This is a genomic window from Psychrobacter sanguinis (assembly GCF_020736705.1).
GTDB classification, from domain to species: Bacteria; Pseudomonadota; Gammaproteobacteria; order Pseudomonadales; family Moraxellaceae; genus Psychrobacter; species Psychrobacter sanguinis.
Genome location: NZ_CP085990.1, coordinates 1,929,130 through 1,951,304, shown reverse-complemented (window position 1 = coordinate 1,951,304; position 22,175 = coordinate 1,929,130). Strand labels below are relative to the sequence as shown.

Sequence of the window (22,175 nt, the reverse complement as noted above, 5' to 3'; positions counted from 1 at the left end):
AAAATGGACTGCCATGCAAAACTCTCAACAGCCCACACCTTCCCATCAAAAATATTCCAATAAACAAGAAGGGACATTTAAGAAATGGCTACCTGCTATTGTACTTGCCGTAGTAATACACGGGCTTTTGCTTATTGTTTTTTTTAACAGCCAAAAAAAATCGGTTCCAGAAACAAACTCTGCAATCGATACGATTAAAACTTCTGAAGCGCCTGTAGATTTAGAACATGAAAAAGAAGTGTTGTTAACGTTAATAGAAGAGCGTTCAATCACTGAGAAAAACGGAGCTGATGAGGGAGAAACAGAGGAAGAATCTGAGAATAAAACATCTGACGACGGGAAAGATAAGGAGAGCACCACGCAGTCTGAGACGGATGCTAAGGATGCTAAAAGAGAGGCAGAACAAAAAGAAAGTGCTAAAAATGATGATAAAAATGCTAAATCCGAGCCTACTAAGACCTCTGCTCAAAATAGAGCATCCGTGCAGCAGCAAAGCACAAACATGCCTATAGACAATGTTATTTATGCACCGCAGCCTCAAGGCAATCCAAACGATGCTGTACTACTACCGAGAGATTTACCACAAGCTGAACTTAACTCTAGAATTGGGAATAATCAGTACGCCGATACTGCCGAACAGTCCCAAGATGCCAATGATCAGCTAAGTAAGCTGCTAAATGATGTTAAAGAGCAAAAGCTTCGTGAAATTCAGGCTCAACAGCAAGCGAGTAAGGCCGCTTACCTAAAAAGCCAACCGGCTACTGCACCAACCAAACCTACAAAACCAGCGTCTGATTCGAGCAATTAAGATAATTTAGGCTAAGCTAATCTACGATAAGCTTACGCTATGGCGTCAGTTGGTAATTCATCTAAATTAACCAATTGACATACTCCCACCACCAAACCTAACGGTTATGATGGGGGAATCTTTGCGACCCATAACAACCTAAGTTGTTACCTTTCGCCATGCCACCTACGCTAATAGGTATAGGCATGGAGGAACTCTTTACACAGTAGCACGTCCTGCTACATCAGCTAACGCCTGAGAGCGTATATTGCTTGCTGCATTGGTATCACGGTCATGCTGTGTTTGACAGCTAGGGCACGTCCAATTTCTGACTGACAACGGCAGAGTATCTAATTTGTGATGACAATGCGAACAAATTTTACTACTGGCAAAGAACCGACTCACTTTTAGAATGTTTTTACCATACCAATTCGCCTTGTAGGTAAGCAGGGTAACAAACTGCCCCCAACCCACGTCATTAATCGCTTTGGCAAGTTTTCGGTTCTTTACCATGTTTTTCACACCTAAATCTTCTATCGCATAGCTTGTCGCTTGGTTTTCACAGATAAGGCTATGCGTGATTTTGTGATGTAAGTCTAAGCGTTGGTTGCGTACTTTTTCATGAATACGAGCAACAGCTAATTTTTGTTTTTGATAGTTCTTACTGGTCTTTTGTTTACGAGCAAAGATTTTTTGCTGTATAGCAAGTCGTTTACTGGCTTTGGCTAAATGCTTTGGGTTATCAAATTTGCTACCATCTGATAGATTGAGTAAGTGACTAATACCTAAGTCAATGCCAACCGTTAATCTAGGTTCAATGGTCGTAGGCGTTGGCAATATATCAGCTTTATCAACCAGTACGCTTGCATAGTATTTGCCTGTGGCGGTTTTACTAATAGTAACGGTTTTGATATTACCAACAAATTCACGGCTAAATACGGTTTTGATGCCTTTTATTTTAGGTAGATTGATAATACCTTGCTCAAAGTTTACGGTGCAATGTTGAGGGCATTGATAACTACGCTGTGGGATTTTTTTAGATTTGAACCGTGGAAATTTGGCATGACCTTTGAAGAAGTTAGTAAAAGCGGTATAGATATTTAGTAAGGCATTAAGTAATGATTGGCTATTGACCTCGTTTAGCCATGCAAACTGAGCTTTCTTTTTCTTTTTTACTAAATGGCTTTGGATTTTGCTACGTGATAATGATTTGCCAAACATAGCATAGTAGCGTTTTTGCAATGCCAACGCCCAATTGAACACAAACCGACTACAGCCAAAATGCTTTTCGATTAGCACTCGCTGTTCGTAGTTTGGGTAAATTCTGTATTTATAGGCTTTAAGCATGGTTTGTCAGTCAACTTGAATATAGGTATAACTTAGCATTATTTGCATTTAGCATCAATTATCAGCAATAAACCTAAATCCTTAGAATAGGTCGCCCGTGCTTACATCTCCACCTAAATCAAAGATTATAGGTGGAGAATTACGCACGATAAGTTAAATAGCCAGTTAAACAAAAAATCGGCCTTAAAGGGGCCGATTTTTATTATGGGACATAATATTTTTAAAATTAGTATTTTAGAAATTAATACCCTGGGGTTTAACTGCCCTTATGAGACCCCGCACCTTGAGATTGAATCTTCTGGTTAATCTTATCTAGACGCTCTGCAGTGCCCACATCCACCCAATCAGCATTCATAACCTCTGCAGTAACTTGGAGTTTAAGCATCGCTTGTTTAAGTAATGGGGCTAAAGGGGCGATTTGACCTTCCGCTATACCTGCTACGAGATCTGGAGAAATAACACTAAGACCCGCAAAGGTATATTTTTCATCATCTGCGATGGCTTCTTGACTAGCCAGCCCACTATTAATAGCAAAATCACCGTGCGGATGGTGCTTAGGGTTATTAATCATTAATAAATGCGCTTTTTGATCGGACGTCATGGCGTATCCAGTCAGCTCAGATAAATCATAATCGGTCCAGACATCGCCATTCACTAATATAAAAGGGCAATGCTTCAACAGACCTTCTCTCAATGCTTTGGCAATCCCGCCAGCAGTTTCAAGAGGCTCACCTTCTTCAACCGACCAATGAATACGGACCCCATATTGACTGCCATCTCCTAGCGTAGACATTAACTTATCAGACAACCAAGACGTATTGATAACAATATCGTTAATACCAGCCGCCTTAAGCGCTTTAATATGCCAAACAATAAGCGGTTGACCGCCTACTTCTACCAAAGGCTTAGGGGTGGTTAACGTTAATGGGCGCAATCGGGTTCCTTTACCTGCCGCCAATATCATGGCCTGTGTGATTGCCTTAGTAGCCGGCTGATTCTGCTGATCTGATGCGATGTTTGCCGCTGTCTTGGTACTCATGGTAGACCTTATTAATTTTGAAAAAGTGGTGTTGCCCAGTAATAGGCACTTAATGAATAGGCACTCAATAAATAGAAACTAAGCAAAAAGAAGCTAGACGAATACAAGTCAAGCAAATTAAAACTAAGCAAATTTTTGCTTATATTTTGGGACTATTTGTTGCTCTAACCACTGTAAAGCAGGCTTAATGAAAGCTTGGGTTTGGGCATCTCCCTGCTCGCTTAGCCATTTCATTTCAATCATCAAGTCTTGCCATACTTTAGGAATATCAGCCAAATAACGTGTCTTACCATCACGTTCTGCCAATCTAATAAAAATACCCAAAACTTTTAAGTGACGTTGAATACCCATCGCGTTTACCTGACTGGTAAACTCATTCAGATTGTCTGGTGTGGCAGGGTGTATGTTTTTACTTTGCTGCCAATAATACTCAATCCAGTCTGCTACCTGTGACTCACTCCAGTCAACATAGGCATCTCTAACCAGAGATACGAGATCATAAGTATAACTGCCAATTAACGCATCTTGAAAATCAATCACCCCCAGCTCACTGCTATGATATTGATCCTGCATCAGATTGCGGCTGTGATAATCTCTATGCACCACAACTTCAGGATGCTGCAATAACTGCTCAATCAAAGCCTGGGTGAAGTTTTGCCAAACAACTTGAGTCTCAGAGTTTAATGCTTGTCCGATATAAGGTAAAAACCACTCACTGAATAACTCCATCTCTCTCTGTAAGGTTGCTGCATCATAATCTGGCACATCAAAGTTTTGCTTGGCCTCTTCTACATTTAAAGTTTGCAGCTGTAATAAACAGTCAATCGCCCAACGGTATAGCTCGTCAATACGACCCGTATCTTGTTTAACTTTGGCATCGGCAATTAAATGGGCGAATTCAACACTACCAAAATCTTGTAATATCAGAAATCCTTGCTCAATGTCTTTGGCAAGCAAGGTAGGCACATTAATCTTTGGGGTCATCAAATTATCAATGCGTACAAAGCTTTCAATAGATTCAAGCTCTGGTGGCGCATCCATCACGATATAGCTTGGGTCTAATGCATTAGACACATCCTCTGTTTCTTGAGCCTTATTGCTCTGAGTATCTAGATAAATTCTGTGATAGCGGCGGAAGCTGGCATCACCTGGTAAACTTTCAATACGAATTTTATGATGCGGAAAAGCAGCCTCAATAAATTGAGTAAGCTGCTCATAGCGCTGCTGAGTATGATAAGTATCTACAGACTTACCTGTTGTAGCTGGAGTCCCAGAGGCTAGTGATGGTTGTTCAGTTGAAGTTGTCATAGTTAAAAGGTACTTTTATATTGAAGAAAAAGGCCTATAGCCGAAGCTCATACAAATCTTTAACAGTTAGCTAATAGGATATGAGCGTAAAATTATGAATAATACTGTGGTTTCAATACTGCTTTAAGATATCTTGTGTGCAAATAGGCAACGACTACCTTAAGCTTGACGTTATAGAAACGAATTAGCAAATTTCAAAGTATATAGTGTAGCTGATTTGCCTTTTTTTGACTATGATAAGATATTGCAGATTTATAGCATTACTATCTTGACACAAGCCTATATAATAGCGGTTGGTTTTGATAGCCAATAAATTGAAACTTATAATATTAGTTTGCTATAAAGTAGATTATATTCGCCTAATAAAAGATAATAAGTCTTGATAAACTAACAGGTGACCTTTACTGAAGGCATAGATTGGTTTCAAAGTTTCATATAGATAAGTCTGTTGCCACAAAAGGTGTTTTTGGCAGACAGGACAAAGTAGCCATTGCTCGAAAGCGACTGTTTGTTGTTTATTAAGAGCAAGGCAAAAATATTTTTTCAACTCAATAAGGTAATCCTTTGCTGTACTCGCAACTCTATCGCAGTATATTGCGTGCCTGCCGTGAGTTATCACGCCGTCCGCATTACACAAGTCGCTTAGTCATCAGCTTACCGCTGCTCATTAGCGTGCCTAGTGCTTATGGTGCTATCGTTAGCCCACAAGTAGAGACCGCTTCGTCTATCGATTCGATGAAGCCTGTGAACACGGCCTCCTCTACCATTGATAATAAGACGATCGAAGATATTGCCACATTAAAGGATGCCTCGCGCATTACTTATAAAAAAGTAGCAACAGTCCCAACGTCACAGAGCAAGTCAGCACCAGTTGATGGGGCAGATGTTGATTTAACAGATAATCGGGTTAACAACAATATTGTTAATACCCAAGAGGAAGCGTTGGAGGCAGTCGGCTTTGAGTCACAAGAGACACCTTCTGCGCCTACCTATACCCCATCGAGCGAGTCATCGACAGTAAATAATCCTGTAAGTCAAAATTCAATTCAAAGCGCAACCCAAAGTACGCAGACTTACCCTGAGGACGAGTATTTACAGCCCGCAGGTACAACAAACCCTACTCCTAAATCCACAACAGCCTCCATTGCTAAAATCAGCAGTGCAAATGAAACTGAGCTTAGAGCGCCAACCAATCCTAATCCGGAAAAGGCGTTTGGCAGTAATAGCGATGCGTCGAGTTCAGCCTCAAATACTGAGACAAAACGTTCAAAAATTAGTCAGAGAGTGGACGAGTCTAAAAATCTTGCGGCGACCTTCAATGAAGATAGCGTTCAAAAAAGCTTACAGCGTTTGGCTCAATTTTATCAGCTACAAGCTGAGGATTTACGAGAGCGCCTAGACAGTCCTGCAAACAGCACAGATATTATCGAAGCTCAAACCTTGGCGCCTATCGCGGCTCCGAATATTTTTAATTCTCAGTCTCAAGGTGCTTCTTCTTATCGCTGTGAAGGCGTTTGGGTGACCCCGAATACGGCAGGAGCCGATGCCAATTATCAACAGGCTATTCAACGTGCTCAACAACAGGATGGTCTGTCCCTTGCGAATGGTCTTCCATTACATGCTGTTGCCGATTACGGTTATTATGATAATGATACTTATGTTGAGCTTGCTGGTAATGTAGAAGTTATGCAAGACGGCAAGCTGGTGACTGCTGATCAAATAGCCTTAGATCTTAATAGCGGAGTTGCTGGTGCAAAAGGCGGCGTATTATTAGCTGAATCAGGACCGAGTCGTCCCGAATCTTCAGGCAATATGCAAAATACAACTCAAAGCAATAATGGCGGCATGATTGCCGTCGCAGAAGAGTTGGCCTATAACACCAACAATAGCAAAGCGACTGCCTATGATGTGGCGTTTGCTAGTGTTCCTATGCAGGCACATGGTTATGCGCATAGATTGAATAAGCCTGACAATACTCATTACGAGCTTGAAAAGGTGATGTTTTCTACCTGTCCGCCCACCGACCGCAAATGGCAAATTGAAGCACAGCAAATAGACATCGATACGGAAAGTGGCCGCGGTGAAGCTTACGACGCGACTTTCCGTCTGGGTAAGGTGCCTATTTTATACCTACCCTATTTTAACTTCCCAGTTGATGACCGTCGTAGTAGTGGTTTGTTAACCCCTACCGCTCGTATTGATAGTGAAAGTGGCTTAAAGCTTAGTGTGCCTTATTATCTAAACTTAGCCCCTAATTACGATGCCACTATTACCACGGACGTTTATACTAATCGTAATCCGATGGTCACAGCCGAAATGCGTTATCTAACCGAAGGTTACGGTAAGGGCGAGCTAACAACAGCTTATATGCCCAGAGATAAAAAGTATGATGATGAAGACCGTGCCGGTGTGTTCTATCGTCACGAATGGGCCTCTGAGACCATTCCAAGATTAACAGCTGACGCTATTTATAGCTATGTATCTGACCCTGATTATATCAATGATTTTGATGACTACGGGTTGGTAGAAAACCGTCTGAACTTACCTAGACGAGGTCGTATTAATTATTATGATGATTATCTTGATGCGCAGCTAAAAGTAGAAACATTTCAAACGTTAAAAGCCACTGATGCTAATGGTAATGTGGTTGCTGATAAAGACAAACCTTATTCACGTTTACCACAGTTGACGGTTGATTATCGCTTGCCAAAAATGAACAATGCTTTGGATAAGTTTGAAATCACTGGGACTCATGATTCAGCATATTTCAAAAAATCTATCAAAGATGGATCAGAGAGTGAAAAGAGCGGCGTTCGTCTTTATAATGAAATTAGTGCCAGTTACCCTATAGAAAAAACATGGGGTTACGTTAAACCTAAAGTAAGTTTGCAGCATCTATATGCCTCTTTTGATGAAGAAAGCCGTATTGACAATAATGTCTCAAAAGATGATAACGACCAATCTGTCTTCGTACCAAGTTTCAGTGTAGACTCGGGACTTAACTTTTATAGCCCTGGATCTCCCTTTGGTTGGTTTGATAACACCATGGGTGGCTATCAATTATTAAGTCCACGCCTAAAATACAGTTACTCCTCTTATGAGAACCAAAGCGATATTCCTAACTTTGATACTCGTATTGCGTCATTTGACTATGATCAACTATTTGCGGACAGCTGGTTCTTAGGTCATGATAGAATTTCTGATAATAATAGCGTGGCAGTGGGTCTAAATTACAGCTATGTTGACTCCATGGGGATTACCCGATTTGATGGCGGTATTGGGGATCAGTTCTTCTTAACTAAGCCAAAAGTAGGGCTAGATGCTAAAGAAGGAACCCTAGATGTTAATTCGACAGGTGTGGCATGGCGTTCAAGCTTACAACCTTATCGCAATATTTGGTTTGACTTTAATGGAGCATTAGACTCAGACAGTAAGCTTAATTATATCTCGAGTCAGGTGCGCTATAACCCTACCCCTAATAGCTTAATTAATTTTGGGGTGATTGAGCGTAAAGAAGACCGTATTACCAATCAGTCTGCTTTATCTGCTTTGACCGCCTCTACCATTATTCCTATTAATGACAAGTGGCGATTATTGGGACAAGGTCAATACGACAGCCGCGATAATAAGTTTATTGATGCCACAGTTGGTATAGACTATGAGGATTGCTGCTATGGGTTTTCACTCTATGGCCGCAGTTACTACAATGATCTAAACCTTGAGGACAAACCGACGCGCGCCATTATGGCAGAATTTAGAATTAATGGCTTTGGGGATAGAAAAAGTCGCTTAACCAGACACTTAGATGAAAAAATTCTTGGCTTTGAGCCAGTGGATGAGTTATGGAAAAGATAATCTATTAAGGGTAAAGGCCAGTGACTTTAAAAACTGGCTCCTTTTAACCCTTATTTTTATTTTATATCACCAATTCTTTGACCTTATAAGTTTGTTAGATTTTAAGAGATACCTTCTATACCTAAGATCGCTATATGCAAATTTTTATATACTAATACTCAGGCTAAAAACAGGCTACTTATGACAGCATTAAATACTAAGCAATATGATTCTCAAAGTTCTTACCTGCCCACCGAGGCTCTAGGTACGCCTAAATTAGGCTTAAAAAAATTAACTGAAGCGTTGATGCTTTCTACCTTAATGGGTGCATTAAGCTTAACCGCTCATGCGGCAGATAAAAAAGCGGCCTCAACCAATGTGGAGAAAGCCGTGCCTTCTGCCAAAGCACCTATATCTACTCGGGAAAGTACCAATGGTATCATCGCTATAGTAAACGATACGCCTATTTTGAAAAGCGAGTTGGCATCGGCAGTTGCTACAGCACAGGCTCGTATTCAGGCCAGTGGTCAACCTGCTCCAAGTCCGCAACGCTTACAAAATGATGTACTTAACGGTCTAATTTTACGTGAGCTACAATTAGACATGGTAAAAAGAGCCGGTATTCGTCCTGATGAAAATGCGGTTAACCAAAGTTTGGGCCGTCTAGCACAGTCACAAGGCTTAAAATCATTAACTGAGTTACAACAAGCCTTAGATGCCAAACAACCAGGACGATACGCTGCTGTTCGTGCTCAAGTTATCGAAGAAGAATCTTTAAAAGCATTGCAACAAAGTCAGGTGGCCAGACGTGTTCGTATTACCGATCATGATGTGGATGCTTTTCTAGCATCACCTGAAGCACAAAAATTACAAAGCACAGAATACCGTACCATTCATATTCGCGTACCTTTTAGTGATGATTATAACCGCATTACTGACAGTGAGAAAAAAGCAGCGATGCAAATTGCCCAACAAGCGCAAGAACTGCTTAAATCTAGCGATGATGCTGAAATGGTGTTAAGTCAGCTGTCCGCAGGAACGGCCAAAAACTATATAGCGCCAGTACAAGGGGGTGATATGGGCTTTCACCCTGCTGCCGGCTTGCCCATCGATATCGCCAAGCAGATTACCCCATTAGAGATTGGACAAGTCACTGAACCACAGATTACCCCAGAAGGTATCGATATTGTGAAATTGGTAGATAAGCACACCAATGACAATATGATTATTCCGCAGTGGAAAGTTCGTCACATTCTAGTAAAAAAAGATGAGCGCAACAGTGATGCGCTAGCAGAACAGAAAATTAATGATTTATATGAACAACTGCGCCGCGATGCTGATTTCGCTTCATTGGCTGCTACCTACTCAGATGATCCAGGTTCAGCAGGTCGCGGTGGTGATTTAGACTGGGTAGCTGAAGGCCAAATGGTACCTGAGTTTGAAGAAATGATGAAACGCACCCCTGAGGGTGATTATTCAACTCCTTTTAAATCTCAGTTTGGTTGGCATATCCTGAAAGTTGAAGGGGTTCGTCAAAAAGACGTTAGTGACACAGTGAAGCGTAATCTAGCACGTGAAGCGTTATATCAGCGCCTAGCCCCACAAGCACAAGAAGACTGGCTACAAGAGCTTCGCGCCAATGCTTATGTTGAAGTATTTAACTAAACTAATCAGGACTAAGCGGATTAGCCAAACCTATTAATTAAGCGGTATCTATTAAGTCGTAAGCTTAATTAAAAAGTCCATAAATAAAAAACACCCTATCAATAGATAGGGTGTTTTTTTATGGCTTAATTAAAGCTCTTTAAATAAGCACAAATAGGGACAGTTAAGACTTCTGTCTATTTTGTATTATCTATCGTCTACAGCATGTCGCCTATAGGCCCAACACTGCTCTAGGATCGATAGGCGTTCCGCCATCACGTACCTGGAACTGTAAACCAACCATCGTGGTCTGTCCTGAGCTTCCCATGGTAGCAATACGTTGGCCGGCTTGCACTTGATCGCCCTCTCTGACCAACAACTCATTATTGTGTGCATAAACAGTGATATATCTATCATCGTGTCTGATCATAATCAAGTTACCGTACTCAGGTAAACCATTACCAGCATACATCACGACACCTGCTTTACTGGCCATAACAGGATCGCCAATTTTACCACTAAACCACATACCCATATCGCCTACACTAGGGTTAAAGTTTTTAACCACTGGATTGTTGGTAGGATAGCCATACCCTTTAGTCGATGTGGCGGTTGGCGTGTTGTAAGTTGGGGTAGTGACAGGCGGTCTGGTTTGCACCGGTGGTGTCGAAGGGGTGTTATAAGGTCTAGTATTAGGCACGTTGGCCACTGTACCATTACCTTCCCAAAGCTTAAGCCACTGTCCTGCATAAATAGTATAGCGGCTGTCCAAACGGTTCAAAGCACCAATTTGACGATAATTTAGACCATAACGCGCGGCAATATGACTGACCGTATCTCCTGATTTAACTTGATAGTAATTTGGCACACCTCGAGTATTTACTTGCACTACTGGACCTGTAGGCTGATAAGTCGGTTTGGTAGCACAACCTGAAAGCATAAGGGCGCCGCCCAATACTGCCAATGCCAAGCCTTTTAGCTTCAACGATGATGGCGTGTTAGTAGCAGCAGCCTGTCTTAAACTAACCGCCTCATTGGTGTCTATCAAAGAAATATTGGACATGCATGTCTCCCTATAAAAAATACAATAATGACAAAATGTTGGTGGTGGTTCAAAAAGTAGGCTGAAAAAAAACAGGCTGAGAAATTGATAAAATAGTGAAATGCAAATCACACTATACATCAAATGCCCAGCCTGTCTAAGTGACAGTATAAAGAAAAATGGCTTCAAAAGCTATGGTAAACAAAACTATAAATGCAAAGACTGCAAACGGCAGTTTATTGGCGACCATGCCTTAACGTACCAAGGCTGTCACTCCCAAAAAGATAGCAAAATACGCCATCTTATGGTTCGAGGCAGTGGCATAAAAGACATCGCTTGCGTTGAGAGAATCAGCAAAGGCAAAGTACTGGCCACCCTAAAAAAGTGTCACTACCAAATAACCCCCAAGCAAAGGCAATACGACTGTCTTGAAGTCGATGAGCTTTGGACATTCGTAGGCAAGAAGACCAACAAACAATGGCTAATTTATGCCTATCACCGTGACACAGGTGAAATTGTTGCCTATGTGTGGGGAAAACGAGACCTTAACACTGTCAAAAAGCTTAAAGCTAAACTGCAAGCCTTAGGCGTAAGTTGTGCTAGAATCGCTAGTGATACCTGGGATAGCTTTGTTACCGGTTTTAAGGGCTTTACCCAAGTCATTGGCAAGTTTTTCACGGTCGGTATTGAAGGTAATAATTGCACTATCAGACATCGAGTAAGGCGAGCATTTAGGCGAAGTTGTAACTTTTCTAAAAAGCTGGAAAATCACTTTAAAGCCTTTGATTTAGCTTTCTTTTACATCAATCATGGATATGTCTAATGTCAGCCTACTTTTTGAACCACCACCAAAATGTTAAACCTATCTTCGAAGAAGGATTGTCTGAATAGTAAACAACCCTCATTTAAGCAACGTTATTTAATAGCTGTATTTGAAAAAATAATTAACCGCCTACTATCTAAGCAAAATAATGTACTAATTAAACCTGCATATTAAATAAGCCTTAAAAGATAGCAACTTTTAATTCGTCAGCAAGTTAAGTTTAAGCACTGATAATAAGCAGTAAACGCAGATATGTTATGTAATAGACACAAAGCTATCGCCTATTATAGCAATCAATCATTTTTCCATAATTGAGTATCCTAATCGCTTGGCAACTTATGTCAATATACAGGTAAGTCTTATAACGATTCTTTACATAGCATACAGGCTTGGTTAGGGTAACAGATTTGAAAGCTGTTAAAATAATAGTTGTTCATATAAAAGCTTTACTAAACAAATGCTTTGCTCAATTACGAAATTTTATACAATCCTTTATTACCCTACTAGCAATATTGATTACGCTTTTGACAACATAAATCACAGTTGTTAAACATCTGGGCAAATTAAGGATGAGATAATAGATTATATGGATGGAAGCCTTATTAAAAATACTGGTATGGATTAAAATATCGCGAAAAAAACGGGCTGAAAAATGTAGTCAGTTCCTTATATATTAGCTTCCTATAAACAAGACACTTAACTCAGATAAATTTCAGATAAATTATAGCTTATAACATATAGATAACTTAGTTAGATAGCTGAAATAACTCATTTAAGACCGTAGATTTACTTATTAATCTGATTGATATCAAACCCAATTATTAGACATCGATATCAAAAGATACCTTATCACTAATGACGATGATAATGACTATGAAAAACCTTATGACAATTTTGGCAAATAATCCATTAAGTAGTTGTTTGGCCAACAACTTAACGGGTAATACTCGCAAAATACTATTCTCTACTTTGGTAGGATCTGCCGCCTTTTTGGGGTCGGCTCTCGTTCAGGCCGCGCATACCACTATTCCTGTCGATTTATCTCGTGCCACTGCTACCAAACATGAAATTGCAGTGTTGCAAGTTCTCGCAGAGGTTTGTCCTCCTATGCTAAACCGTCAGCAAAGAACCAACTTTCAAAAAACTTATAACCATCAATTAAAGCAGATGTTGCCTTCTATTGATAACCCTAAGGCAGCCATTCGTTATTTATCGACTCAGCAGGATTATAAAACCATTTTATCGAGTATGCGTAACTGGACGTTGAGTTATTCGCGTGATGAAAACCTTGCGTTATGTACTGACTTGGCCAGTGCTGATTTTTAATGGCGGTTTTTAATAGGAGCTTTAAGTAACAGCTTAGTCAGCTATTTTTATTGTCATATAATTTTTGAAACCATAATAAGAAAGGTCGCAATCTTTGATTCGACCTTTTTTTGTGGGTAATTGGATATTTCTTTGACATAATTAGTAAAATTCACAATGTTAAAAAGTTAAGTTATTTAATTTAAAGCCTATTTCTCATTTATTTGTTTAACCCATTTGAGCAATTTGTTAATATACTGTCTCGTTTGGTCCCACTGTCAATAGTTTCTATTTATAGTTAAGGATAAACCCAACGCTTTTAAACTTCTGTTATGTAGTACTTTAACATAGTAAACCTTTACCTCCCATTTAGATTCATTCAGATGTTGTCATTACTTACGCCCTCTCTCTTTGCCCTCTGAACTAATAATTGGTCTATGTGATAAACCAATTAGACACATCAGTGCTTCATCGGGCTAAGACCAAAGATTGAGGTTAAGTGAGTTGACTAAATCTTGAATTAACTATGACCAAATATGGTGTCTTAGATATGACTGCTCCTGCAACTAAGCTATTACCTTCACTATTAGTTAAATCTAATACTGTAACCCCGTTATCTATTGTAAAATCTTTTCTATTAGGCTCAAGTATCCTAGCGGTATCATCGGCCTCTCTAGCAGCCACTGTGCCGCCGCCTGAAATGGATAACACTGCTTATGTCTTAATGGATTATGATACAGGCGCAATTTTAGCAGAGAAAAATGCAGACCAGCCCCTGCCTCCAGCATCACTGACTAAGATGATGACCAGTCATATCATTGAGAAAAAACTTATGTCAGGCGAGTTAAAAGAAGACGAGCCGGTCATCATGAGTGAAAATGCTTGGTGTCGTGGTACTAGTGACCAATCTTGTATGTATGTGCCTGTACATAAGAGCGCCTCTGTATTAGATATGCTGCGTGGCATTATCATTCAATCGGGTAATGATGCTTCTAAAGCCATGGCTGAGCACATTGCAGGTAGCGAACAAGCTTTTGCTCAATTAATGAATGCAGAAGCCAAAGAGTTAGGTATGACCAATACCAACTTTGTTAATGCCACCGGTATGCCAGATGAAAACCATCATGCTTCAGCTCGTGACCTTGCTATCTTAGCTCGTGCCATTATTAAGCAAGGCGGTGACTACTATAAGATTTACTCTGAAAAAGAGTTTACTTATAACAACATCACCCAAGGCAACCGCAATGCTTTATTGCGCACTGATCCCACTGTCGATGGCTTAAAAACAGGCCATACCGATGCGGCAGGCTATTGTCTAGCTGCCTCAAGCCTACGTAATGATATGCGTCTTATCTCAGTAATTATGGGCAGTAAGAGCATGCAAGCGCGTGCGGATCAATCCCGCGAATTATTAAACTGGGGCTTTGGCCATTTCAGTACCAAAGTTGTCGCGCCAGCCAATCAATTTGTAGACACCGTTCCTGTTTATTTTGGTGAAAAAAACGAAGTTAAAGTAGCCACAGGCGAAGCTTTAAAAGTATTGGTTGCCAAAACTCAATCAGACAAAGTTAGCACAGTAATTAATATGTCTGATGATATCCAAGCACCTATCGCTAAAGGTCAGGAAGTGGGCCGCATGATAGCTGTAATGGATGGTAAATCTGTGGCATCTGTACCTATCATTGCTACTGAAGCAGTTGAAGAGTCAGGTATCTTCAAACGTGCTTGGCAACACATTTCAAAATGGTTTAGCAACTTATTCTAGGCTATTGGTCTCAATGTTCGGTTAATTTACCGGCATTAATAGACATAAACAAAAAGAGGGGCTGTCCTATGACAGCCCCTCTTTTTGTTTATGTGTTATATCTCACTAATCAGGCTAAGTATTATAAAATTAGCGCTTATGCGACCCTTTTTTGTACTTCATATCTCGGCGCTTCTGACGTGCCTCTGATACCCCTGGTCTTAGCTTTTTGGAAGAGGTGGTCTTCTTGCCAGCATAAGGGTTGGTATTTAGCTTAAATTCGATTCTCAGTGGTGTGCCTTCAAGCTTAAATACTTTACGAAACTCGTTTTCCAAATAGCGCTGATAGCTTTTGGGTAATGAGCCTGTTTGGTTACCATGAATCACGACGATTGGTGGGTTATGACCCCCTAAGTGAGCATAACGTAGCTTAATACGACGACCGCCAGACATAGGTGGCGGGTTGGCCGCTACCGCATCTTCTAAAATCTGTGTCAAACGGTTGGTAGATACTTTAAACATAGAAGACTCATAAGCTTTATGAATCGATGGGTATAAGTTACCAACGTTGGTGCCATGCAGTGCTGAAATAAAGTGCACTTTCACATAAGGAATAAAGTTAAAGCGGCGCTCAATCTCAAAACGGATTAAGTCTTTTTGATCGTCAGACAAACCATCCCATTTATTAATGGCCACTACGATAGCGCGGCCTGCGTCTAAGGCATAGCCTAACATGTGCAAATCTTGATCAACGATACCTTCTTGCGCATCGATAACAGCCACAACGACGTTAGAGTCTTTAATCGCTTGCAATGTCTTGACGACTGAGAATTTTTCTACCTTTTCATCGATACGGCCACGACGACGCACGCCTGCTGTATCAATTAATACGTAGTTTTTGCCATTACGCTCATAAGGGATATAAATACTGTCGCGTGTGGTGCCAGGCATGTCATATACCACGACCCTATCTTCACCCAGCATACGGTTGACTAGCGTAGATTTACCCACGTTAGGACGACCAATAATGGCAAGTTTTAAACCACCTTGCTCCTCTTCCTCGACATCTTCAGGCATGTTTTCAGTAAGATCATCTAGTAAGTTACCGATACCACGGCCATGGCTGGCAGTCATCGGATACGGCTCACCTAAACCCAAAGCATAGAACTCAGCGGGTGCAGCGTCATGAACCCCATCTATTTTATTAGCCACTAGGTATACGGGCTTGCCTAAGGTGTGCAACATTTTACCGATTTCGGCATCAGCACCGATCATCCCCGCTCGCGCGTCAACTACGAAGACGATAATATCGGCTTCATGAATAGCAGTGTGCGACTGTGCAGACATATAATCATCAATGCCTCCGCGGCCATCATCAGCTTCACCAATACCGCCGGTATCAATGACAACAAATGATTTGTTGTTATAGGTGGCATCACCATACTGTCTGTCACGGGTGAGTCCGGACAAATCAGCGACTAGCGCCTGACGCGTTTTGGTCATTTGGTTAAATATTGTCGATTTACCCACATTAGGGCGACCTATTAAGGCGACGACAGGTTTTATGGACATTTTTTATCTCACTTGGTTTTACAAGGCGTTAATGATTGAGAATGAAATCAGAGTGCTTTATAGTCAGTTAAATGGAAAATTAATAGCAGGTTTTAGCAATCTATAAATTTTTAGACCGTTAAAAGTTAAGGATTTTAACGACAGCTTCGTAAATAAAAATTAAAGTTGAGTTATCAAGACGTCGTTCTTAAAATAATTTGCAGTATATTACTGTTCATAACTTTGATGTTCTAAGCTCGATATCTACGGCGATCAGCGACAATATGACAGCACAATTGTTGGTTTATTGTGTGTTTCGCTAATTACTGTTAGATTGCCCAGTTATGATAACATGGTTTTAACTCTCTTAATAATGAACCTATGTCAATTATGTCAAGACGCTCTGCACCTTTTGTCGCTCCGGAAGATATTATCCAAGACCCTTCATCCAAGGAGGGTAAATCGCTTGCCAAAGAGTTGCTCTCTACCTTGCAAGCCGATATTGCTGCTTTTCGCCACGATCAGTTTCCCCCAGATATTTTACGACAAATCAGGGACATGCCGATTTACCAAGGCAACCAACAAGAAGTAGCCGCTTACCATAAACGTTGGCAACCTCTGATAGACCGTGCTCTGCAGTTTTATCCTGCTGCCTACCTACCCCCTGACCACCTTCCTCTACCTGCTAGCTTAGAAATACCGCAGTTTATTTATCATGTGCAGCGGTTGCACCTGACTAAGACCCGGGCAAAAGAATCCAAAAACTTTGGCTCTGTGGGGGCATTAGTCGACAAGTGTGGTGACTTTACTGATGCTGAATGTGCACGTTTGCAGCGGGTGTTTGATCATGATGAAACGGCCCGTTTGGTCGCGCATAGAGAATTTATTGACCTTCGCGCTTATGTTTTTTGTAAAAACGATAAAGGAGAGTTGTTAGATCCAGAACGAATTAGATTCTACCGTACTGGCCTTATCGTTCACACCCTGCCCGACTTTAAAATTGTCGACAGCCGTCAAAAGCCTCGCAAACGGCGCAACGATGCTTACAATAATCCACTAGCAGACAATGGGGTCTGGAAAGTATATAAAAAGAGGGAATGAATAATCTCTGCACTCAAAGCTTAAATAATTGTCACACCCGTAAAACTGAAAAGGACCCTACATGTTCGCAGCCTCCCTCGTACAGCCTAGCCTCATGCTTCAAGCAACTATATTTTTAGGGGCGGCTTTATTACTGGTACCCTTGGGCAAGCGACTACACATTTCCACCGTTTTAGGATATTTAATTACCGGGTTACTGCTCGGCCCGAGTGTCTTCGATGTTGCGGGTGATGCTGAAAGCTTGATGCATTTTTCTGAGTTTGGCGTGGTGATGTTGCTGTTCGTTATTGGACTTGAGCTTCAGCCATCGAGACTGTGGGCGCTACGTCATTCTATATTTGTCTTTGGTGGCCTACAGGTTGGGGTCACTGGCCTGTTATTGATGGGGCTTATTTTTCAGTTTACCCCGCTTAAGCTAGACACTGCCTTTATCGTAGGCTTTGGTCTGGCGCTCTCATCTACCGCTTTCGTGCTTCAAGTTTTGACCGAAAAAGGACAGCTAGCAAGTACTCATGGCCGCGAAGCCTTTACAATCCTACTGTTCCAAGATATTGCGGTTATTCCGCTATTGGCCGCGATTCCCTTCCTCTCAGGGGTCCGTGAGCAGACCTACGACCTGCTCTATTTTGCCAAAGTAGTCGCCGTGTTTGGGGGCTTATTTTTGGTCAGCCGCTATGTGGTGCGTCCTTTCTTTAAATTTGTGGCCTTAAGTGGTGCCAATGAGCTACTCACAGCAGTAGCACTATTTATTGTGATGGGCGTATCCATTTTGATGAGTCAAATCGGGCTGTCTATGGCACTTGGGGCGTTCTTAACCGGTGTTCTGTTGGCAGACTCTGAATACCGTCATGAGCTAGAAGCCAGTATTGAGCCTTTCAAAGGATTATTGTTAGGCTTATTCTTTATGTCGGTCGGTATGTTAACCGATGTGAAATTAATCTTGGCCCATCCTGTTTTAATTATTAGTGCGGCCGTGGCACTCATGCTGATTAAGTTTGGGGTGATTACGGCTATTGCTCGCTTGTTAGGTAACCGCTTGCCCACCAGTATTCGACTGGGGGTAACCTTGGCCCAAGGTGGTGAGTTTGCCTTTGTGTTATTTAGTACAGCGGCCAACCAAAACGTCTTAAGACCGGAACATGCCAACTTACTCACCTTGATTGTGACTATCTCAATGGCATTAACCCCGATTGGATTTATGCTATTGGAAAAATTTGGTGAGCCTAGATTTGATAAAGCGCAGCCTGACCGTGAATATGATAGTATTCCCGACCATGAGCATCCGGTTATCATCGCTGGATTTGGCCGCGTTGGTCAAATCATTGGTCGGGTACTGCGTATGCACAATATTGAGTTTACGGCGATTGAAAGTTCAGCCAACCAAGTAGATTTCGTGCGTAAATTTGGTAACCAAGTTTATTATGGTAATCCTCAAAACCCACAAATTTTAAGAACCGCAGGTATCGAAAAAGCACGCATATTTATCATCGCCATTGATGATGTGGAGCGCTCTATCGCCACTGCCCGCTATTTGCACAATAACTATCCCCATTTAAAAGTCTTAGTTCGAGCTCGAAATCGTGCCCATTACTACCGTTTACGTGAAGTAGGCGTGACTCATATCTGGCGCGAAACCTATCTGTCATCGTTAGATATGTCGCGTGAGTCATTAGAGCTATTGGGCATCTCACCTGAAAAAGCGCGTGAGACCATCACAGCCTTCCGCGACTATGATGATGAGTTATTAAAACAGCAGCAAGCTATTTATGAAGACGAGGCTAAGCTAATTGAATCTGTTCAATCGTCTATGATGGAGCTTGAAAGCTTGTTTGATTCCGACCACTCTGAAGGCAAAAAGCTGGACTTAGAAGAGATTGAAACGGCGGTTGGTATTTCAAAACACACTTAATCGCCCTCTTTAGCCCTTAATGGCTTAATACTTTGATTTCATAACGTTGGCTGTTTGTTTTCATACGCCATTGCTAGTAGTTAGAACAACTAGCGATCAAGCAACTAGTAAATAAAACCACTAGTGACTAGAACAAATTGGTGGCTTTCTTTTTGTATTGAGTGAAGTGACACATTGCCACTGCTCTTGTTGCTTTGCAGAAGGCCGATACAAGATATAGGTCTGACCATTAAGATTGCGATTGGGAAAAGGAATATTTTGCAAAGTCGCAATCAGCACACAGCTGCTTGGTTTATTGCCTAGAGCAGGCGTTTGTTGCACTACCTTGAATGACAAATCCTCCCTGTTACTCTCTAACTTATGGCCTATTGGGCATTTACCTTCAGACTGATACAGTTTCTCAAACTCACTGGTTGCGATACGAGTCTCTGCAAATGTTTCTTGGATAATGCCATGCTCTTTAGGCTGAGCATACAAGGGCAAAAACTGACTTTGAATTACGGTTAATAAAAACACAAACATACCAAAGGCGATGCCTAGACCTACCAAACTGGTACCGCCCTCTTTTTTCAAATGAGATTTTTGTTGCTCAGGGGCTTGCGGATAGTCGGCCAACACATCCGCTATTTCGCGTCGTGCCATTCGGTAGTAATAAGCATCTGACCACCTTGCTACGATAACTGACCAAAATAACCAAATAGCCCCAGCAATAGCGATACGAGTCAACATTTGATAGGCATCTGGCACAAAAGACATAAACACAAATTCAAATGCGCTCAAAACAATCACTATATTTAGCTGGATAAAAGACCAACCTGCCACAGTATAAACAATACAGTCCAGATAGCGCTTTCGGTATAGTAACCAACCAAAAGTAGCAAAAAAAGCGGCCCAGTTCCACTTCGGCGATAAATAACCTTGATCATCGAACTCGGCAAAACGTTTTAAATAATACGCTTGCGAACGATTGCCAATAAACCATTTATCGAGCTGAGTACGTTTTTCAGCGCTAATTCGACTTTGGTAAAAAGGGGGTGGCGACGTTTCTTCGATAAACAACATAGCAACTAAACCTTTTGTGAACCCTAACAGGCTCTAGTAGAGACAAACTTTGACGGTTTGCGCATCGTTTTATAGGTGGATAAACGCTATAATACGCCAAAATTACTTAGTTTTTTAGCCTTACTGCTGTTTTTAATAGCCTGTGCTAATCTCCCCATACCTTCAATTTGATAATACCAATAGTGGACGATTTTTTTAATATGAGCGCTGAGAATACTCCGAACACCCCTACCGAAGATAGCTTACCAACCTCTGAAACTACCGACGTGAAGGATAATGCTATCGATCCGGTAACAGAAAGTGCCGCTGAGCAAAATACTGATCTAGCTGAGTCTGATGATCATGACGCGGCTTACCCACGCCTAATCAAAACCTTTATGAAGCGCCGCACTCACCTTAATAAAAATGCCGAGCAAGCGTTAACACACCCTATCTATGCTAAATATATCGTCAATACTATGGACGATAGAGGCCAAGGTATTATCGACGACATCACAGATTTGCGCGCCTTATTTGCAGATACTGAGCAGACACCCAATGGCCCTGACGCCCCGTTGACCTTTGAGATTGGGTTTGGCATGGGGGGCTCATTAATTGAAATGGCCAAAGCCGAACCTAGTCGCAACTTCGTCGGTATTGAAGTACATGAGCCAGGTATTGGTAAGTGCGCTTTTATGGCCAATGAAGAAGGCCTGACCAACCTAAAGATTATCAACGGTGATGCCATTGGTTTAATGCAGCAACTGCCTGAGAATCATATTGACCGTATCCAACTTTATTTTCCTGATCCTTGGCAAAAAAAGCGTCATTATAAGCGCCGCTTTGTTAGCCCAAAGCGTATGGAAATTGTCACCCGTGTGCTAAACCAAGGCGGCTGGTTCCATACAGCAACGGACTGGGAACATTATGCATTTTGGATGTTAGAGGTGCTAGATAACTTTGAAGGGCTGACCAATACAGCAGGGAAAGGTAACTTCACCCCTCGTCCAGATTTTCGTCCTATGACAAAATTTGAGAAACGCGGTATTGATAGAGGTCATGGAGTTTGGGACTTAATTTATACCAAAGACTAGTAGGCATGGTTCAAATTTGGTTCGAACCTTTCTGAAATAGCTTTAAAAAAGTTCGTCTCTGTCATTTTTTAATCCAGAGCCGATGTGGAACATCGCTATATTAGGCTAGAAAATCAGGCGTTATTTAAAGGATTTATAGTTTTTTAGTTTAAAATTTCTAGTTATTGACGATTTATTGGTATTGAGTAAATTTTACAGTCCTCGCTGAGTTAGTGCTGCAAACGCTTGTCTGGTAAGGAAAACAAGAGTTTTCCCCACAACCTGTGGATAAGTCTGTGGATAACCCTATACTTGACAAGTTATACCCTAGATAACATACGGCTTTGGATAAAATTGCTCATTTTTTGTACAATTATTTTTATCAATAAAATCAATAATTTATCCAGCATGTCTCCTCATTAAACTCTTATTATAAATATTTTGACCCTAATAAAGTACTCAATGATGATGTTTCACAATTTGACCAGACGGTCTTAAAATTACTGTGGATAAGTCAAAAAATCAAGGGGTCACCTGTTGACATTTGAAACATTTTAGGTCCATTTGTTTAATAGGATTATTTTAGTACAAAATAGCAGGGTTAAAAAAGAAAATAGTAACCCATAT

Annotated in this window: 15 protein-coding genes; 9 read left to right on the top strand and 6 right to left on the bottom strand. The window is 41.2% G+C overall.

Annotated elements, in window-relative coordinates; all coding sequences use genetic code 11:
- The first annotated feature begins 13 nt into the window (after window positions 1–13).
- On the top strand, window positions 14–808 hold the full coding sequence (locus tag LK453_RS08270) for a hypothetical protein (RefSeq protein WP_201538646.1): 795 nt from the start codon (window positions 14–16) through the stop codon (window positions 806–808).
- 198 nt (window positions 809–1,006) lie between these two features.
- On the opposite strand, the gene LK453_RS08265 is transcribed toward LK453_RS08270, so the two are convergent.
- From LK453_RS08265 to LK453_RS08255, 3 genes are all read right to left on the bottom strand, one after another.
- Window positions 1,007–2,134, bottom strand: coding sequence for a transposase (locus LK453_RS08265; protein ID WP_227953987.1), 1,128 nt, complete (start codon window positions 2,132–2,134; stop codon window positions 1,007–1,009).
- Window positions 2,135–2,390: 256 nt separating this feature from the next.
- Window positions 2,391–3,173 carry an N-acetylmuramate alpha-1-phosphate uridylyltransferase MurU gene (gene murU / locus LK453_RS08260; RefSeq protein ID WP_320157806.1) on the bottom strand — a complete coding sequence of 261 codons (783 nt, stop codon included), beginning with the start codon at window positions 3,171–3,173 and terminating at the stop codon, window positions 2,391–2,393.
- Window positions 3,174–3,296: 123 nt separating this feature from the next.
- Entirely contained in the window at window positions 3,297–4,481 is a 1,185-nt protein-coding gene (locus LK453_RS08255) for an aminoglycoside phosphotransferase family protein (protein WP_201537186.1), read from the bottom strand.
- Between the two features lie 564 nt (window positions 4,482–5,045).
- Between LK453_RS08255 and LK453_RS08250 the strand changes: the two genes are divergently transcribed.
- Together LK453_RS08250 and LK453_RS08245 are read left to right on the top strand one after the other, a co-directional pair.
- Window positions 5,046–8,336 carry an LPS-assembly protein LptD gene (locus tag LK453_RS08250; protein WP_227674484.1) on the top strand — a complete coding sequence of 1,097 codons (3,291 nt, stop codon included), beginning with the start codon at window positions 5,046–5,048 and terminating at the stop codon, window positions 8,334–8,336.
- Window positions 8,337–8,516: 180 nt separating this feature from the next.
- Window positions 8,517–9,980, top strand: a complete 1,464-nt coding sequence (locus tag LK453_RS08245; protein ID WP_227674483.1) for a peptidylprolyl isomerase — start codon at window positions 8,517–8,519, stop codon at window positions 9,978–9,980.
- Window positions 9,981–10,191: 211 nt separating this feature from the next.
- Here LK453_RS08245 and LK453_RS08240 read toward each other — a convergent pair whose 3' ends face one another.
- Complete coding sequence (locus LK453_RS08240) at window positions 10,192–11,022, bottom strand: peptidoglycan DD-metalloendopeptidase family protein (RefSeq protein WP_201528868.1); 831 nt, start codon at window positions 11,020–11,022, stop codon at window positions 10,192–10,194.
- Window positions 11,023–11,122: 100 nt separating this feature from the next.
- On the opposite strand from LK453_RS08240, the gene LK453_RS08235 reads away from it, so the two are divergent.
- The 3 genes from LK453_RS08235 (at window position 11,123) to LK453_RS08225 (ending at window position 14,894) form a co-directional block, all read left to right on the top strand.
- The gene (locus tag LK453_RS08235; protein ID WP_227953986.1) at window positions 11,123–11,824 is read left to right on the top strand and encodes an IS1 family transposase; all 702 of its coding nucleotides are present in this window, start codon (window positions 11,123–11,125) and stop codon (window positions 11,822–11,824) included.
- Window positions 11,825–12,697: 873 nt separating this feature from the next.
- The gene (locus LK453_RS08230) at window positions 12,698–13,150 is read left to right on the top strand and encodes an MCR_0457 family protein (protein WP_227674417.1); all 453 of its coding nucleotides are present in this window, start codon (window positions 12,698–12,700) and stop codon (window positions 13,148–13,150) included.
- Window positions 13,151–13,679: 529 nt separating this feature from the next.
- Complete coding sequence (locus LK453_RS08225; protein ID WP_227674418.1) at window positions 13,680–14,894, top strand: D-alanyl-D-alanine carboxypeptidase family protein; 1,215 nt, start codon at window positions 13,680–13,682, stop codon at window positions 14,892–14,894.
- Between the two features lie 129 nt (window positions 14,895–15,023).
- Here the strand turns inward: LK453_RS08225 and der are convergent, their stop codons facing one another.
- A complete protein-coding gene (gene der / locus LK453_RS08220) occupies window positions 15,024–16,445 on the bottom strand; it encodes a ribosome biogenesis GTPase Der (RefSeq protein WP_201528872.1) in 1,422 nt (473 codons plus the stop codon).
- 369 nt (window positions 16,446–16,814) lie between these two features.
- Here der and LK453_RS08215 point away from each other — a divergent pair, with 369 nt between their 5' ends.
- Both LK453_RS08215 and LK453_RS08210 read left to right on the top strand, forming a co-directional pair.
- On the top strand, window positions 16,815–17,525 hold the full coding sequence (locus tag LK453_RS08215) for a hypothetical protein (RefSeq protein WP_201537182.1): 711 nt from the start codon (window positions 16,815–16,817) through the stop codon (window positions 17,523–17,525).
- 61 nt (window positions 17,526–17,586) lie between these two features.
- Window positions 17,587–19,434 carry a monovalent cation:proton antiporter-2 (CPA2) family protein gene (locus tag LK453_RS08210; RefSeq protein ID WP_201537180.1) on the top strand — a complete coding sequence of 616 codons (1,848 nt, stop codon included), beginning with the start codon at window positions 17,587–17,589 and terminating at the stop codon, window positions 19,432–19,434.
- Between the two features lie 120 nt (window positions 19,435–19,554).
- Here LK453_RS08210 and LK453_RS08205 read toward each other — a convergent pair whose 3' ends face one another.
- A complete protein-coding gene (locus LK453_RS08205; RefSeq protein WP_201537178.1) occupies window positions 19,555–20,496 on the bottom strand; it encodes a DUF2628 domain-containing protein in 942 nt (313 codons plus the stop codon).
- Between the two features lie 200 nt (window positions 20,497–20,696).
- Between LK453_RS08205 and trmB the strand changes: the two genes are divergently transcribed.
- Entirely contained in the window at window positions 20,697–21,569 is an 873-nt protein-coding gene (gene trmB / locus LK453_RS08200; protein ID WP_201541882.1) for a tRNA (guanosine(46)-N7)-methyltransferase TrmB, read from the top strand.
- The last annotated feature ends 606 nt before the right edge of the window (window positions 21,570–22,175 follow it).

Bases quoted from the DNA above. Each gene is read 5' to 3' on its own strand.
- LK453_RS08210 (WP_201537180.1), top strand. From the start codon at position 17,587: ATGTTCGCAGCCTCCCTCGTACAGCCTAGCCTCATGCTTCAAGCAACT.
- LK453_RS08205 (WP_201537178.1), bottom strand. From the start codon at position 20,496: ATGTTGTTTATCGAAGAAACGTCGCCACCCCCTTTTTACCAAAGTCGA.
- LK453_RS08255 (WP_201537186.1), bottom strand. From the start codon at position 4,481: ATGACAACTTCAACTGAACAACCATCACTAGCCTCTGGGACTCCAGCT.
- LK453_RS08270 (WP_201538646.1), top strand. From the start codon at position 14: ATGCAAAACTCTCAACAGCCCACACCTTCCCATCAAAAATATTCCAAT.
- LK453_RS08265 (WP_227953987.1), bottom strand. From the start codon at position 2,134: ATGCTTAAAGCCTATAAATACAGAATTTACCCAAACTACGAACAGCGA.
- der (WP_201528872.1), bottom strand. From the start codon at position 16,445: ATGTCCATAAAACCTGTCGTCGCCTTAATAGGTCGCCCTAATGTGGGT.
- trmB (WP_201541882.1), top strand. From the start codon at position 20,697: ATGAGCGCTGAGAATACTCCGAACACCCCTACCGAAGATAGCTTACCA.
- murU (WP_320157806.1), bottom strand. From the start codon at position 3,173: ATGAGTACCAAGACAGCGGCAAACATCGCATCAGATCAGCAGAATCAG.
- LK453_RS08235 (WP_227953986.1), top strand. From the start codon at position 11,123: ATGCAAATCACACTATACATCAAATGCCCAGCCTGTCTAAGTGACAGT.
- LK453_RS08215 (WP_201537182.1), top strand. From the start codon at position 16,815: ATGTCAAGACGCTCTGCACCTTTTGTCGCTCCGGAAGATATTATCCAA.
- LK453_RS08230 (WP_227674417.1), top strand. From the start codon at position 12,698: ATGAAAAACCTTATGACAATTTTGGCAAATAATCCATTAAGTAGTTGT.
- LK453_RS08225 (WP_227674418.1), top strand. From the start codon at position 13,680: ATGACTGCTCCTGCAACTAAGCTATTACCTTCACTATTAGTTAAATCT.
- LK453_RS08240 (WP_201528868.1), bottom strand. From the start codon at position 11,022: ATGTCCAATATTTCTTTGATAGACACCAATGAGGCGGTTAGTTTAAGA.
- LK453_RS08245 (WP_227674483.1), top strand. From the start codon at position 8,517: ATGACAGCATTAAATACTAAGCAATATGATTCTCAAAGTTCTTACCTG.